General features: G+C 63.4%; 15 protein-coding genes. 7 read left to right on the top strand and 8 right to left on the bottom strand.

Annotation, left to right across the window (positions count from 1 at the left end):
• Positions 1–182: 182 nt before the first annotated feature.
• The gene (locus AAZU54_RS03030; RefSeq protein ID WP_434726501.1) at positions 183–1,385 is read right to left on the bottom strand and encodes an NAD(P)/FAD-dependent oxidoreductase; all 1,203 of its coding nucleotides are present in this window, start codon (positions 1,383–1,385) and stop codon (positions 183–185) included.
• Positions 1,386–1,663: 278 nt separating this feature from the next.
• Between AAZU54_RS03030 and AAZU54_RS03025 the strand changes: the two genes are divergently transcribed.
• On the top strand, positions 1,664–2,206 hold the full coding sequence (locus AAZU54_RS03025) for an RrF2 family transcriptional regulator (protein ID WP_186553543.1): 543 nt from the start codon (positions 1,664–1,666) through the stop codon (positions 2,204–2,206).
• A gap of 98 nt (positions 2,207–2,304) precedes the next feature.
• Here AAZU54_RS03025 and AAZU54_RS03020 read toward each other — a convergent pair whose 3' ends face one another.
• Both AAZU54_RS03020 and argC read right to left on the bottom strand, forming a co-directional pair.
• Positions 2,305–2,991 (bottom strand): GNAT family N-acetyltransferase, encoded by a 687-nt coding sequence (locus AAZU54_RS03020; RefSeq protein ID WP_434726500.1) that lies wholly within the window; start codon positions 2,989–2,991, stop codon positions 2,305–2,307.
• 61 nt (positions 2,992–3,052) lie between these two features.
• Complete coding sequence (argC, locus tag AAZU54_RS03015) at positions 3,053–4,012, bottom strand: N-acetyl-gamma-glutamyl-phosphate reductase (RefSeq protein ID WP_434726499.1); 960 nt, start codon at positions 4,010–4,012, stop codon at positions 3,053–3,055.
• Between the two features lie 106 nt (positions 4,013–4,118).
• Here argC and AAZU54_RS03010 point away from each other — a divergent pair, with 106 nt between their 5' ends.
• Positions 4,119–5,000, top strand: a complete 882-nt coding sequence (locus AAZU54_RS03010) for a LysR family transcriptional regulator (RefSeq protein WP_434726498.1) — start codon at positions 4,119–4,121, stop codon at positions 4,998–5,000.
• A 29-nt stretch (positions 5,001–5,029) separates the two neighbouring features.
• On the opposite strand, the gene AAZU54_RS03005 is transcribed toward AAZU54_RS03010, so the two are convergent.
• On the bottom strand, positions 5,030–5,236 hold the full coding sequence (locus AAZU54_RS03005) for a 2-hydroxymuconate tautomerase family protein (protein ID WP_186553539.1): 207 nt from the start codon (positions 5,234–5,236) through the stop codon (positions 5,030–5,032).
• Positions 5,237–5,259: 23 nt separating this feature from the next.
• Positions 5,260–5,994 carry an SDR family NAD(P)-dependent oxidoreductase gene (locus AAZU54_RS03000; RefSeq protein WP_186553538.1) on the bottom strand — a complete coding sequence of 245 codons (735 nt, stop codon included), beginning with the start codon at positions 5,992–5,994 and terminating at the stop codon, positions 5,260–5,262.
• Positions 5,995–6,118: 124 nt separating this feature from the next.
• Between AAZU54_RS03000 and AAZU54_RS02995 the strand changes: the two genes are divergently transcribed.
• The 4 genes from AAZU54_RS02995 (at position 6,119) to AAZU54_RS02980 (ending at position 9,266) form a co-directional block, all read left to right on the top strand.
• A complete protein-coding gene (locus tag AAZU54_RS02995; protein WP_186553537.1) occupies positions 6,119–7,030 on the top strand; it encodes a LysR family transcriptional regulator in 912 nt (303 codons plus the stop codon).
• 141 nt (positions 7,031–7,171) lie between these two features.
• Positions 7,172–7,441 carry a hypothetical protein gene (locus tag AAZU54_RS02990; RefSeq protein ID WP_186553536.1) on the top strand — a complete coding sequence of 90 codons (270 nt, stop codon included), beginning with the start codon at positions 7,172–7,174 and terminating at the stop codon, positions 7,439–7,441.
• A gap of 89 nt (positions 7,442–7,530) precedes the next feature.
• Positions 7,531–8,229: an MOSC domain-containing protein gene (locus tag AAZU54_RS02985; RefSeq protein ID WP_434726497.1), complete on the top strand. Its 699-nt coding sequence runs from the start codon at positions 7,531–7,533 to the stop codon at positions 8,227–8,229.
• 35 nt (positions 8,230–8,264) lie between these two features.
• Positions 8,265–9,266, top strand: a complete 1,002-nt coding sequence (locus tag AAZU54_RS02980; RefSeq protein ID WP_186553534.1) for a 5'-nucleotidase — start codon at positions 8,265–8,267, stop codon at positions 9,264–9,266.
• Here the strand turns inward: AAZU54_RS02980 and AAZU54_RS02975 are convergent.
• From AAZU54_RS02975 to AAZU54_RS02965, 3 genes are all read right to left on the bottom strand, one after another.
• Complete coding sequence (locus AAZU54_RS02975) at positions 9,204–9,854, bottom strand: TIGR04211 family SH3 domain-containing protein (RefSeq protein WP_434726496.1); 651 nt, start codon at positions 9,852–9,854, stop codon at positions 9,204–9,206. The two genes, AAZU54_RS02980 and AAZU54_RS02975, sit on opposite strands and share 63 nt — an antisense overlap.
• Before the next feature lie 218 nt (positions 9,855–10,072).
• Positions 10,073–11,446, bottom strand: coding sequence for a nucleotide 5'-monophosphate nucleosidase PpnN (gene ppnN / locus AAZU54_RS02970; protein ID WP_186553532.1), 1,374 nt, complete (start codon positions 11,444–11,446; stop codon positions 10,073–10,075).
• 100 nt (positions 11,447–11,546) lie between these two features.
• Positions 11,547–12,608: a YeiH family protein gene (locus AAZU54_RS02965; RefSeq protein ID WP_434726495.1), complete on the bottom strand. Its 1,062-nt coding sequence runs from the start codon at positions 12,606–12,608 to the stop codon at positions 11,547–11,549.
• Between the two features lie 115 nt (positions 12,609–12,723).
• On the opposite strand from AAZU54_RS02965, the gene AAZU54_RS02960 reads away from it, so the two are divergent.
• Complete coding sequence (locus AAZU54_RS02960) at positions 12,724–13,602, top strand: LysR substrate-binding domain-containing protein (protein WP_186553530.1); 879 nt, start codon at positions 12,724–12,726, stop codon at positions 13,600–13,602.
• The last annotated feature ends 40 nt before the right edge of the window (positions 13,603–13,642 follow it).

The raw sequence follows: 13,642 nt of genomic DNA, 5'->3' as shown, positions 1-13,642 counted from the left end.
GCTCACCGGTAGGGTGCCAGGCTCTCGATGCGCTGCGAGATGTGTGGTTGATCCTCACCTTTCATGAATCGTTTTTTCTTTAAATGATGCCATAGTGCCATCATTGTTGACCAGTCATTCAATGTAACGACACGTATAAGCAAGCCCGTCATGATCTGACGGGCTTGTTGTGTTGAGTACGCTTAGACGATGGCGATCGCCGGGTCTGCAGCCGCCAGGGCGGTAGCGCGATCAGCCGCTGGCGGGTAGATCCATACCGAGTTGATCTGGCGCTTGAAGTCTTTGCCTTCCTGCCCTTGCAGCTTCAGTTCACGTTCCCAGCCTTCGCTGAAGGCCGCGCCCCAGCCGCCCAGGTCCAGGCAGGTCACGTATTTGGGCTGGCGGTAGATCACAGGCGCTACTGCCAACAGATCGGCCGCGGCGTTGTTGCCGCAGTGGCGGCCCATCGGGATGGCATGCTGGCAGGTCATCAGGGCATGGTTGCCCAGCTCATCCACCGCAGCCCAGGCCACGTCACCGGTCGCGTAGATGTGCTGCTGGCCGATCACCTTGAGGTGGTCGTCGACGCGCAGGCGGCCAAAGCTGTCGCGCTCGCCGCTCACTTGAGCAGTCAACGGGCTGGCCTTGACGCCCACGGTCCAGATCACCGTCTTGCTGGCGATGTACTCGCCGTTGTCCAGGGTCACGCCACCGGCGTCGACCGCTACCACCGAGCTGCCAGGCAACCATTGGACACCGGCTTGCTCGCATGCGGCGACGATCGCTGGGGTGATACCTGCGCCCAACGCCGCACCGACCTTGGCACCACGATCGACCACGATCACCTGCAGCTTGGCATCGCTGCCGAGGATGGCACGCAGCCGCGCCGGCATTTCGGTTGCGGTCTCGATGCCGGTGAAGCCACCCCCACAGACCACCACGGTATTGCGCGCTGGCGAGGCGGGCAGGGCAGCCAGGCCGGTCAGGTGCTGCTCAAGGCGCACCGCCGACTCCATCTGGTCGACATCGAAGGTGTGTTCGGCCAGGCCCGCCACCGCAGGGCGCGCCACTTGGCTGCCGGCCGCGAGGATCAGGCGGTCGTAGCGGATTTCGCGCTGTTCGCCGTGGCCATCACGATAGCCGACCAGGCGTTCGCTGGCGTCAATGCGCTCGGCGTTGCCCTGGATGAAGTTGACCCCCACTACGTCGAACAGGGCCGCCAGCGGCGCTTTCATCGCCTGCACGTCGGGCTCGTAGAAACGCGGGCGGATGCGCAGTTCGGCCTGAGGCGCGAGCACGCTGATGCTCAAGTCGCCACGCTTGGCCTGGTCGAACAGACGGGCGGCACTCAAGGCGCTCCAGACTCCGGCAAAGCCGGCACCGATGATCAGGATGTTGGATTTCATACAGATGCTCCGCGAGGTTCAGATGTAGGGGAAAGGGGCTTCGACCGCGTCTGTGTGCTTGTCGAATAACTACGACTCTATTGGTCGTAGTTAAATTCGACAAGTGTTTTTTTACAGCGGGGCCTGATGCGGCGGCGGGGAAATCCTTTCGAGGCTCCATGAATGTTGGGTTTCAGCTGAATATTGATTGGGCAGGCAGGCGACCAGTGGCGCAGGCAAGCTTTGCGTGCTGCTGAGGAACGGCGTACTATTTGCGACAAAGTTGGTCGGAGATTGCTATGTCGCTTTACAGTGCCGGCGTTGAATACGGCATCCATTGCCTGCTGTTCCTGGTGGACGAGCGCGGTGACAGCCGTGAATCCAGCGTTCGCGACCTGGCTGAGTTGCAGGGTGTGCCCCAGGAGTACCTGGCCAAGGTCTTTACCAAGCTGGCACGCGCCGGCCTGGTGGCGGCCACCGAAGGTGTGCGCGGTGGCTTTCGTCTGGCGCGGCCGTCAGATGAGATCACTGTGCTGGATATCGTCAACGCCATCGACGGGCCTAAGAAGATCTTCGACTGTCGGGAGATTCGCGAGCGCTGCGCGGTGTTCGAGGGTTCGGCGCCAGGCTGGGCGACCGAGGGCACCTGTGCGATTCATGCGGTGATGCTTGGTGCGCAAAAGCGCATGGAGGAGGCACTGGCCCAGCAGACCATTCTTGACCTGGCGCGGCGCTTTGGGCGTAAGGCTCCGGCGGAGTTTGGGCAGAAGGTCAATGACTGGATGGGCGAGCGACGCGAAGGCAAGGCTAGTGCCTCGGATATCCCGCTGACTCCGGTCTGAGTAGGTTGTCAGTGCCGGCCTCATCGCGGGGCAAGCCCGCTCGCACGCAGTGCTACCCATAAATGCGTGGCAACGGGTTTACCCGCGAAGAGGGCACATCAATGCACGGTCTTACGCTGCCTGACACACGCTTGCGCCTGCTCTGCCAACTGATCCAGCCGCTCATCGCGCGACTGCTCGGCCTCGATCATCGCGTCTTCGCCTTGCTGCTTGAGCAAGTACGCATGAATCTGGCGCACCTCCAGTGTCTGGTAGATCGGCGCAATATCCAGCCTGCCGACCAACGCTCCACTGGCCTGGCCGGTACTGCTCATCAATACCTGCGGTCCGCTGGCCGCCACTACCTGCATGCCCATCTGCTCGAACCACGGCACACAGCCTGCGAACGCATTGAGCTCGACGCACGCGTAACGTGATTGCAGGTCAGCCAGCAAACCGCGGGCAATGCCCTGGCGGCGATGGCTGGGCAGTACCGCGAGAAACGCCAGCACGCAGGCTTGCGGGTTGTCCTGGGCGGGCAGGGCGAGGGCGAAGCCGAGCAGTTGGTCTGGCGCCTCGGCATCCAGGGCGAGCAGTAGCTGCACCGCCAGGCCGCGGGTGCCGTCCATCGCTTGCAGGTACTGGTGCACTTCCAGGCCGACGCCGTATTGATACAGCGGGTACAGCGGATTGTCCGTGCTGATGGCGACACTGCTCATCTCACCGACGTGGTCGATCACCAGTTGGCGGATCTGGTTCTGGAAGGATTCGGGCGGCACGCTGTCGAGGCGGCGGAGGATGAACATCGCGGGTAAGGCTCCGGCTGGCAGAAACACCCCGCGCCAGGTGTGGCACGGGGTGAACATTCTACCCGGTTTTGCCGAAACGGCCTCGTTCCTCGAGCGCGGCGAGCATCAGGTCAAGGTTCTGCACCGCAGCGCCCGAGGCGCCCTTGCCGAGGTTGTCGAACACCGCAGTGAGCACGACCTGGCCGTGTTCAGGGTTGGCGAACAGTGCCAGGCGCAGATCGTTGGTATCGTTCAGCGCTTCGGGGTCGAGCGCAGCGGCAGGGCCGTGCTGGTGCAGGGGCATCACCTGCACGTGACGGGCGCCCTGGTAGTGCTGCTCCAGGCAGGCTTGCAGGTGCTCGGCGCTGACCTTGCCGGGAAGCAGGCGCAGCTGCACGGCAATGCTCAGCACGATGCCCTGGCGATAGTCGCCATAACCCGGCAGGAACACCGGGCGCGCGCTGAGCCCTGCGTGGTGCTCGATCTCCGGGACGTGCTTGTGGGCCAGCTCCAGGCCGTACAGCTGCAGGGTCGGTAGCTTGCCCTCGCGGTGCTGCTCGTGACGCTCTACTGCCGCGCGACCACCGCCTGAATAGCCTGAGATGGCCTGGACCGTGAATGGATAATCTGCAGGCAGCAGCCCGGCCTGGATCAACGGCCGCAGCAGGGCGATCGCGCCGGTTGGGTAGCAACCGGGGTTGCTCACGCGCTTGGCCTGGGCGATGCGTTCAGGTTGCTGCGCATCCAGTTCGGGCAGGCCGTAGACCCAGCCCGGCGTGGTGCGGTGCGCCGAGCTTGCATCGATAACCCGCACCTGCGGATTGTCGATTGCGCCAACAGCTTCGATGGCGGCGGCGTCGGGCAGGCACAGCAGGGCGATGTCGGCGCTGTTGATCGCTTGGCTGCGCCGTTGCCGGTCTTTGCGCTCGGCCTCGGGCAAGGTCAGCAGGCGCAGGTCGTTGCGCCCTTGCAGGCGGGCATGGATTTGCAGGCCGGTGGTGCCTTGGTCACCGTCGATGAAAACCAGGGGTTGGGTCATGTTCAGAATCCGTGGGAAAGGGCGATGGGCGTATCCTCGCTTGTGGCTGGACGAAAGAAAATTTGAATATCATGATGCTGATATTCATTAATTCTGAATGATAGCCATGCGTGAAATCAGCCTCGACCGTCTACGCACCCTGGTGGTAATTGCCGATCTCGGCTCGTTCGCCCAAGCCGCCCGCCGGCTCAACCTGGCGCCACCGACCATCAGCCTGCACGTCGCTGAACTTGAGGCGCGCGTCGGTGCGCCGTTGCTCACGCGCACCCGTGGTCAGGTGCGGCCGACTGCAGTCGGTGAGACCTTGCTGGAGCGCGCCCGACGCCTGCTGGCCGATGCCGACCTGGCGCTGGATGAGGTGCGTCGGCAGGTCGAGGGCCTGACCGGGCGGGTGCGCCTGGGCGCCTCGACCGGGGCCATCGCCCATTTGCTGCCGCAGGCACTGCAGGTGTTGCGGATCGAGCATCCTGGAATCGATGTACAGGTACAGGTGCTGACCTCTGGGGCGTCCTTGGCACGGTTGCGCGAGGGCAGCCTGGATATCGGCCTGGTCGCCTTGCCTCAGCTCGCCGGCCGTGGCGTGCGGATCACGCCGTGGCGACGCGACCCGATCATGGCCTACGTACCCAGCGACTGGCACCCGCCTGCACGGGTTACACCGGCGTGGCTGGCGCAGCGGGCGTTGATTCTCAATGACAGCGGTACCCAGCTGTCGCGGGTCACCTCGGAGTGGTTTGCCGCGGCGGGCTTGTACCCAGAGGCGCGGATCGAGCTGAATTTCAACGATGCGATCAAGAGCCTGGTGGCGGCGGGGTATGGCGCGACCCTGTTGCCGCAGGAAGGGGAGGCCGCCGAGTTGGATCGGCGGGTAACGCGCAGGCCTGTGCGGCCGGGGTTGTGGCGCCAGCTTGGGATAGCCTGCCGCGAGGGTGAGGTGGAGCGCGCCACGGGGTATGTGTTGCAGGCTTTGCAGCGGCTGCGCCAGTAAGATTGTGGCGCAGCCGCGCGGCGCCAAACTCAACCTCGCTCGCGCTGGCGCAGCGCCGTGACCGTCTCCCCGGCAACCCCCCAATTATCGGTAGGTACCTCCTCAATAACCACAAAAGTGCTCGCAGGCGGCTTGTTCAAAACCTGTTGCAACAGCAGCGTCGTACCTTCGATCAATTGGCGCTTGTGTTCGGCGGTCACGCCTTCATCGGTGATGCGGATATGCACATAAGGCATGGTGATTCTCCTCAACCTTGTGTTCAGTGCCAGGTGCCGGCAGTACTGCCGCCATCGACCGGCAGAATGACGCCGCTGACAAAGCGTGCATCGCTCAGGTACAGCACTGCATCCACCACGTCCTGCGCGGTACCGGTCCGGCCGCTGGGCGACAGGCCGCCAAGCTCCTCAATGGTGTCGCCATGCATCGGCGTGGCGATGATCCCCGGTGCGACCGCATTGACCTGCACGCCGCTGCCCGCCAACTCCAGGGCCAGGCCTTTGACCGCCTGGTTCAGGCCGCCCTTGATCAACACCGGCAGCAGGGCCGGAACCCGGGTGTCGGGCTGTAGGGCAATCGAGGCGGTGATGGCGATGATCTGCCCGTGGCCTTGCTCGGCCATGATCCGGGCTGCTGCCTGCGCTGGGTAGAAGAAGCCCTTGAGGTTGGTGCCGATCAGCGCGTCGAGGTCGCTCTCGGTGTACTCGGCAATTGGCTTGGCAATGAAGATCCCGGCGTTGTTGATCAGGATGTCGATCTGGCCGAAGGCTTGTCGTGCGCTGTCGAACAGGCGCTGGGCGGTGGCTGGCAGGGCGATGTCACCGGCGACTGTGACAAAGCGCGCTGGATGGCCAAGGCGCGCGGCGGCCTCGTCCAGTCGCGCTTGGGTGCGGGCATTGCCGACCACGTTATCGCCGCGTTCGAGGAAGGCCTGGGCGAGGGCGAAGCCCAGGCCGCTGGATGCGCCGGTGATGATGACGGTGGCTGGGGTGTTCATGTGGGCAATCTCCAAGTCAATGAGCCGGGGCTCGGTGTGGAGATGACTTTAAACAGCAATGCCGGCTTGAAAAATGAGCCGTATGGCATTTCAATCTATACATCATGTAATTAATTGAGCTGTGATGACCCGTCATTTCGATGATCTGCAACTGGGTAGCCTGGAGTTGTTCTGTCTAGCCGCCGACAGCGGCAGCTTCACGGCCGCCGCCACTGAAGCGGGGGTGACGCCGGCAGCGGTGAGCCGCAGTGTGGCCCGCTTGGAGGAGCGACTGGGCGTGCGCCTGTTCGTGCGTACCACCCGCCAGATGCGTTTGTCCGAGGCCGGGCAGGCCTATTACCAGCAGTGTCGCCAAGCGCTTGGGCAACTGCTGGAGGCCGAGCGCCAGGTGGCGGGTGGTCAGCTTGAGCCCAGTGGCCGCCTGCGCGTCAGTGCGCCGACGCCTTACGCCCATCACCGCCTGCTGCCGCTGCTGCCGGGGTTTGCTCAGCGCTACCCCCAGGTGCAGGTGGACATTCACGTCAGCAACCGCAACGTCGACTTGGTCGAGGAGGGTTTTGACCTGGCCATACGCGGGCGCGAGCCTGCCGATTCCAGGCTGGTCGCGCGGCGCCTTGAGCAGGCCGAGTTGGTGGTTGTCGGCACGCCAGGCTATCTGGCCAGGGCAGGCGTGCCGCAAGTGCCGGAAGATCTGCGCGAGCACGACTGCATTCAGTTCGAGATCCCCAGCTCCGGTCGCCGGGCGAGCTGGAGCTTTCGCCGCGATGGGCAGGCGTTCGAACTGGAAACCTCAGGCCAGTGCACCTGCCTGGGGGATTTTCTCGCCACCACCACCCTGGTGCGCCACGGCGCCGGGCTGATGCAGGCGTATCGCTTCACCGTGCAGGAGGCGCTCGACAGCGGCGAGTTGCAGGAGGTGCTAGCTGAGTTCGGCGGCACCTGGCGACCGTTCATGCTGATCTACCCGCATGCCCGCCATATGCCCTCGCGGCTGCGCGTGTTCATCGATTATCTGCTTGCCCAGAGCCGCGACTAACTACGCACTGCCGTCTGGCCGAAGGCCATTGCTGGCAAGCGCTGCACGACTATGCTTTTCGCTGTGCCTGAGGGGCCGCAGCGCGCCCCAGGTAGTCAGCAGTACGCCAGTAGTCCCGGTTTTTCCCCAGGAGACCTCTCCATGAAATCCATGACACTGTTTGTGATTGCATCTGTTCTGAGTGTTGCCGCGGTTGCCCAGGATGGCCCGGCGGAAAACTGCGAGGCCAAGATCAAGGATCTGGAATCCATCCACTCCGCCGACGGCGCGGCGCTGCATGGCGGCAAGGTCGATGAGTTTCGCGCCCTGCTCAAACAGGCCAAGGAAGCCCAGATGGCTGGCGACATGCAGAAGTGCCAGGCCTCGGCCGACCGCGCCAAGACCATCTACAACACCGCGCGCGGCAAGTAGCGCTAATGCCGCTGCAGCGTCGCTGGGCATTTCGGCGGCGCTGCAGTCTCCTGTAAGCTCGCCCTTTGCCGACTTCCACGAGACTGCGCATGAACCCGGCCAAGCCCATCCTCGACAGCCTGCTCACCGGCGTTGCCGTGCCGTTTAGCCGCCCCGGCTCACGCAGCGGTATCGACAAACAGCCGCGCCAGGGCCGGTTGAAAGTGACCTCGCTCGGCATCGAAGGCGATGAGCAAGGCGACTTACGGGTGCATGGCGGGGTCGAAAAAGCCATTCATCATTACCCACGCGATCACTATCCAGACTGGCTGGCCGAGCTGGGTGAACATGCACTGTTGAAACAGCCGGGGGCGTTTGGCGAAAACTTCAGCAGCGTCGGTTGGCGCGAGGCGGATGTCTGCCTGGGGGATCGCATTCGCGTAGGCACGGCCTTGTTGGAAATCTCCCAAGGGCGCATGCCGTGCTGGAAACTCAATGATCGATTCGACGTCGCGCAGATGGCCTTGCGGGTGCAGCAGAGTGGGCGGACCGGCTGGTACTACCGGGTGTTGGAGGAGGGTGAGGTCGAGGCGGGAGATGAACTGCACTTGGTCGAGCGACCCTATGCCGACTGGTCGGTCGCGCGGCTATCGGCGGTGTTGTTCGACAAGCGCCTGGAGACCGAGCTGCTCAGCCAATGCCTGGCATTGCCGCTGGTGCCGTCCTGGCGCAAGACCTTGCAGCGGCGCCTGGAACAGCGTCAGGTCGAAGACTGGGGCTCGCGCCTGGAGGGCCAGCCGCGTGTCTGAACGGCTGTGCACGCTCATCGCAAAAGGAATGCCCCATGGCTTATGAAATTGACGACCGCCTGGTGATTGGCGTGGCCTCGAGCGCGGTGTTCGACCTCAGTGCCTGCGATGCGGTGTTTCGCCACGAAGGCGAGGCGCAGTATCGCCTGTACCAGCAGCAGAACATGCACGTGCCGCTGGCGCGCGGCATTGCCTATCCGTTCATCAAGCGTCTGTTGGCGCTCAATGACCTGTGCGCCGACCCGCAAGACCCGCTGGTAGAGGTGGTGCTTTTGTCGCAGAACGACCCCGATACCGGGCTGCGGGTCATGAAGACCATCGAGCATTACGGCTTGAACATGACCCGCGCCATCTTCATGCAGGGGCGTTCGCCTTACGAGTACATTCCGGCGTTGAACATTGCCTTGTTCCTGTCCGCCGACAAACAGCATGTGGACGCCGCGATCCAGGCCGGCTATCCGGCCGGGCAGGTGCTCGATTCGCAGTTCGATGACGATGAAAGCGATGACGGCCTGCGCATCGCTTTCGACTTCGATGGCGTGCTGGCTGGCGATGAATCAGAAGCGGTGATGCAGCGCGATGGCCTGCTGGGCTTTCATGCCCATGAAGTGACCAACGTCACCCAGCCGCATAACCCAGGGCCGCTCAAGGAGTTTTTCGTGCGTATTGCGCGGATCCAGGCGGCCGAGGAGCAGTACAAGCTGGAGCACCCCGGTTACGCCAATCGTCTGCGCGTGTCGATCGTCACCGCGCGCAACGCACCGTCGCACGAGCGTGCGCTCAATACCCTCAAGAGCTGGGGCGTGATGGCCAACGATGCGTTCTTCCTCGGCGGCATCGAGAAGCGCCGGGTGTTGCAGGTGCTCAAGCCGCATATCTTTTTCGACGACCAGTCGGGTCATCTGAGCGGCACACGCACTGTAGTGCCTTCGGTCCATGTGCCGTTCGGGGTGACTAACCAGCCGCTCGCGGCCTCAGAACCAGCGGTCGTTGCGCTTGCGGCCGCGGGTCAGGGCCGGCAGGATCAGGCCCAGTAGCAGGCCGGCGCCGGCAATGCTGCCGCCGTAGACCATGTAGCGCATCATCACTTGCTTGTTCTCGTCACCCAGGCGCGCCTGGGTGTCGCGCAGGCTCGACTGGGCCTGGTCGAGCTGCTTGTTGAGGCCTTTGTTGCGCTTTTCCAGCTCATCGATCAGCGCCTTGCGCGAATCCAACGTTTCCTGCATGCCTTGAACGCGGGCTTTCCAGCTGTCATCGATGGTCTTGAGCTGTTCGGACAGCTGCGCCACTTCGCTATCGAGCTGTGGCAAGCGCTCAGCTTGGCCAGGAACGGCTTGCAGGTCGCTGTTTAGAATCCACACCAGATCGCCGCTCTGGCCGCGCACCTGGCTGTACTCGCCCTGGCTGCCGATCAAGGTGACCTTTTGCCCCGCCTTGAGGGTGCCGACGATGCGATGGCCGTTGGTCGGGCCACTGCGCACGTAGGTGCTCAGGCTGTCGCTGACCCAGCGCGCATCACTGCTCGGTTGTTCGGCATGCACAGGAGCGGCGAGGGCGATAAGGGCGGCAATCAGGCTGCCACGCAGGGCAGGGAGGGCAGGCGGGGTTGGGCGGGATTCAGGCATGTTGGTCTTCGCTGAAACTGGACAGAAGCAGGCCCGGTGAATGGACCCATGAACCGGTCGGTGAATTGACCGTCAGCGAAAGACCGTTTTTTTCAAGGCAGGTTCACTGCTCAGCGTAGGAAATGTCAGCAGAGTGTTGCGGAATCGTACAAGCACGGCGGGCTGGCCTCATCGCGGGACACGTCGCAGCGATGAGGCCAGTGAAGGCGCTACAACTATCAGGTCACGACCTGATAGCAAGGCACATAAGCCGCCCCACCCGGCAACTTCATCCGGTGCTGATCAACGAACGCCTGCAGCAGCCGTCCGAGCGGATCGAGCACCGCACTGTCACCGCGAATCTGATAGGGCCCATGCTCCTCGATCAGGCGGATGCCGTTGTCCTTGACGTTACCGGCAACGATCCCGGAGAACGCCCGGCGCAAGTTGGCCGCCAGCTCATGCGCCGGCAGCTCACGGCGCAGGGCCAGGTTGGCCATGTTCTCGTGGGTTGGATCGAACGGACGCTGGAAGCCTTCTTCGATCTTCAACAGCCAGTTGAAGTGGAATGCATCGTTACGCTCACGGCGGAACTGCTTGACTGCCTTGAGCCCCTCGACCATTTGCCGGGCGACTTCGGCCGGGTCATCGATGATGATCTGGTAGTGCTGCTGGGCCGCTTCGCCCAGGGTCGCGCCGACGAAGGCGTGCAACTGCTGCAGATAGGCCTCGGCACTGCGTGGGCCGGTCAGCACGACCGGGAATGGCAAGTCGTGGTTGTCCGGGTGCATGAGAATGCCCAGCAGGTAGAGGAACTCTTCTGCCGTACCGGCGCCGCCGGGGAAGATGATGATGCCGTGGCCGACCCGCACGAAGGCTTCCAGACGCTTCTCGATATCGGGCAGGATCACCAGCTCGTTGACGATCGGGTTGGGCGCTTCGGCGGCGATGATGCCCGGCTCGGTCAGGCCCAGGTAGCGGCTGCCATGCATGCGCTGCTTGGCGTGGGCAATGGTGGCGCCCTTCATCGGCCCCTTCATCACGCCCGGACCGCAGCCGGTGCAGACGTCCAGCTTGCGCAGGCCCAGCTCGTGGCCGACCTTCTTGGTGTACTGGTATTCCTCGGTGCTGATCGAGTGACCGCCCCAGCACACGACCATCTTCGGCTCCACGCCCGGGCGCAGGGTGCGGGCGTTGCGCAGCAGGTGGAAGACGTAGTCGGTGATGCCCTGGGAGCTCTCCAGGTCGATGCGCTGGCTGGCCAGCTCGCTTTCGGTGTAGACGATATCGCGCAGGGCGCTGAACAGCATTTCGCGGGTGCTGGCGATCATCTCGCCATCGACGAAGGCATCGGCTGGGGCGTTGAGCAGCTCCAGGCGTACTCCGCGATCTTGCTGATGAATACGGACTTCGAAGTCTTTGTAGGCTTCAAGGATGGTCTTGGCGTTGTCGACATGCGCGCCGGTGTTGAGGATTGCCAGGGCGCATTGACGGAACAGGGTGTAGAGACTGCCGGTACCGACTTCACTCAGTTGCTGGACTTCACGTTGCGACAGCGTTTCGAGGCTGCCTTTGGGGCTGACGGATGCATTGATTACATTGCGTTGGGGCATCTAAGTCTTTCCTGTGCATGTAAAACTCCTACTTAGCCAACACCATACCGACAATTTTGCGCCGCAACGAGGGGGGCAGGGAAAAACCTGCCCCCGTTGATCATCCGAACAGCCGTTGGACACCGAGGGTGATCGCCAGGCCGCCGAACACCAGCCACAGGTTGAGGATCGCCCCCGTTGCCAACGCGCGCGGGCCGGCCTGGCGGATCTGGCTCAGGCGGGTCTCCATCCCCAGGGCGGTCATGGCCATGGTCAGGGCGAAGGTGTCGAGCTGGTTGATCGCGCTGACCGCGCCGCTTGGCAGGATCTGCAGCGAGTTGACCAGCACCAGGGCGAGGAAGCCGAAGGCAAACCATGGGACAGGGATCTTGCCATTGCCTTCGGCCTGGCCTTGGCGTTTCGCGCGGCTGATCCATATGCCTACCACCAGTAACACCGGTACCAGGAGCATTACCCGAGTCATCTTGACGATGGTCGCGACGTGGGTCACTTCAGGGCTGACATTGCTGGCAGCGCCCACCACCTGTGCCACCTCATGCAGGGTGCCACCGAAAAACAGCCCCGCGCCGAGCGTATCGAGTCGCACCCAGCCGCTATTGATCAGCAGCGGGTAAAGCAGCATCGACAGGGTGCCGAACAGCACCACGCTGCCGACCGCCATGGCGCTCTTGTGCGGCTTGGAACGCAGCGCCGATTCGAACGCGAGCACGGCCGCAGCGCCACAGATGGCACTGCCGGCGGCGGTGAGCAAGGCAGTATCGCGATCAAGTTTGAACAGTTTCATCCCCACCCCAAGGCCAATCAGCAGGGTGCTGGAAACGACCAACAGCGACACCGTCAGCCCCGACCAGCCGACCTGGGCAATCTCCTGCAAACTCACGCGCAGGCCGAACCACGCCACGGCGATGCGCAGCAGGCCGCGTGCGGAAAAATTGATGCCGGCCGCCCAACTGGGCGGCACTCCCTGGCGCAACGCGTTGCCGTACAGGGCGCCAGCGATGATGCCGACGATCAGCGGGCTGATGCCCAGGTTGGCAAAAAAAGGCAGTGCGGCAAGTTGGGTAACTGCCAGAGCGAACAAGGCGACAAACAAAATGCCATTGAGCCGCCCACGGGTATCGTGGGTAGGCGCAAGGCTGGGGGTGGCTGGGACCGTGGCCATGGTGTGTCCTCCGATCGAGGTGTTGCTGAGATGGCCTTAGGTTAATTCGGTTATAAGCTTATAAAAAATCGTCATTTGGGATGGCAAGTATCCGCTAAGCTGATATTTTCAATGGATGACCCCAGAACAGCTGATAACCTTCGCCACCGTTGCCGAGCACGGCAATATCAGTCATGCAGCACTCGCCCTGCATTTGTCGCAGCCTGCCGTGTCCGGCCAGCTCAAGCTGTTGCAGGAGGAGTTTGGCGAGCCGCTGTACCAGCGCGCCGGGCGTGGTGTACGCCTGACTGCTGCGGGCGAGCAACTGCTCGGCCACGCCCAGCGACTGCGCGAAACCTTCCGCCAGGCCCAGGCGCTGCGAGATGCACTGCGCGGCCTGGAGCGCGGTACCCTGCGCATTGGCGCCAGCACCACCCCGGCCAGCTACCTGCTGCCTTATCTGATCGCCGATTTCCGTCAGCGCTATCCAGACATCGTGGTTAGCACGGAAAACGGCAACACCGCTGAGATCGTTGCAGCGCTGGGCTCACTGGACATCGCCTTGATCGAGGGGCCACCGGGGCAGGAGCTGCCATTGGGCACGCGTGTCACTGCCTGGCGCGAGGATGAGATCGTCGCCATCGTGCCCAGTGATCATCCGCTCGCCGCAGCGGGCCAAGCGCAGACCTTGCAGGCGCTCGGTGACTACCCGCTGGTGCTGCGCGAAAGCGGCTCCGGCGTACGCCAACTGGTCGAGCGGGCTTTTGCTCGCTGCGGTGTGGCGATGCGCGTGGGGCTGGAGATTGCTGGGGTGGAAGGGGTCAAGGAGGCGGTGCGCGCGGGGATGGGGGTAGGCTTTGTCTCGGCGATGTCGATCCGTCATGAAGATGGCGCGCTGCGTCAGTTGCGCATTGCTCCTGAGCCCCTGACGCGACGGTTCTCGATATTGATGCCGCACGCCGCAACGCCGTCGCGGGTGGCAGCACGCTTCTTCCAATTGTGCGCTGAGCAGTGACTGGGCTAGCCTGCGCTGATAACTCGTGCAGGACGGCTAT

The sequence above is a fragment of the Pseudomonas sp. Je.1.5.c genome, assembly GCF_051129895.1.
In the GTDB taxonomy this organism is placed as follows: Bacteria; Pseudomonadota; Gammaproteobacteria; order Pseudomonadales; family Pseudomonadaceae; genus Aquipseudomonas; species Aquipseudomonas urmiensis.
This window is presented reverse-complemented; position numbering and strand designations above follow the sequence as displayed.

Bases quoted from the DNA above. Each gene is read 5' to 3' on its own strand.
- AAZU54_RS03030 (WP_434726501.1), bottom strand. From the start codon at position 1,385: ATGAAATCCAACATCCTGATCATCGGTGCCGGCTTTGCCGGAGTCTGG.
- AAZU54_RS03005 (WP_186553539.1), bottom strand. From the start codon at position 5,236: ATGCCTTATGTGCATATCCGCATCACCGATGAAGGCGTGACCGCCGAA.
- ppnN (WP_186553532.1), bottom strand. From the start codon at position 11,446: ATGCCCCAACGCAATGTAATCAATGCATCCGTCAGCCCCAAAGGCAGC.
- AAZU54_RS03025 (WP_186553543.1), top strand. From the start codon at position 1,664: ATGTCGCTTTACAGTGCCGGCGTTGAATACGGCATCCATTGCCTGCTG.
- AAZU54_RS02995 (WP_186553537.1), top strand. From the start codon at position 6,119: ATGACCCGTCATTTCGATGATCTGCAACTGGGTAGCCTGGAGTTGTTC.
- AAZU54_RS02965 (WP_434726495.1), bottom strand. From the start codon at position 12,608: ATGGCCACGGTCCCAGCCACCCCCAGCCTTGCGCCTACCCACGATACC.
- AAZU54_RS02975 (WP_434726496.1), bottom strand. From the start codon at position 9,854: ATGCCTGAATCCCGCCCAACCCCGCCTGCCCTCCCTGCCCTGCGTGGC.
- AAZU54_RS02990 (WP_186553536.1), top strand. From the start codon at position 7,172: ATGAAATCCATGACACTGTTTGTGATTGCATCTGTTCTGAGTGTTGCC.
- AAZU54_RS03020 (WP_434726500.1), bottom strand. From the start codon at position 2,991: ATGTTCATCCTCCGCCGCCTCGACAGCGTGCCGCCCGAATCCTTCCAG.
- AAZU54_RS03010 (WP_434726498.1), top strand. From the start codon at position 4,119: ATGCGTGAAATCAGCCTCGACCGTCTACGCACCCTGGTGGTAATTGCC.
- AAZU54_RS03000 (WP_186553538.1), bottom strand. From the start codon at position 5,994: ATGAACACCCCAGCCACCGTCATCATCACCGGCGCATCCAGCGGCCTG.
- argC (WP_434726499.1), bottom strand. From the start codon at position 4,012: ATGACCCAACCCCTGGTTTTCATCGACGGTGACCAAGGCACCACCGGC.
- AAZU54_RS02985 (WP_434726497.1), top strand. From the start codon at position 7,531: ATGAACCCGGCCAAGCCCATCCTCGACAGCCTGCTCACCGGCGTTGCC.
- AAZU54_RS02980 (WP_186553534.1), top strand. From the start codon at position 8,265: ATGGCTTATGAAATTGACGACCGCCTGGTGATTGGCGTGGCCTCGAGC.
- AAZU54_RS02960 (WP_186553530.1), top strand. From the start codon at position 12,724: ATGACCCCAGAACAGCTGATAACCTTCGCCACCGTTGCCGAGCACGGC.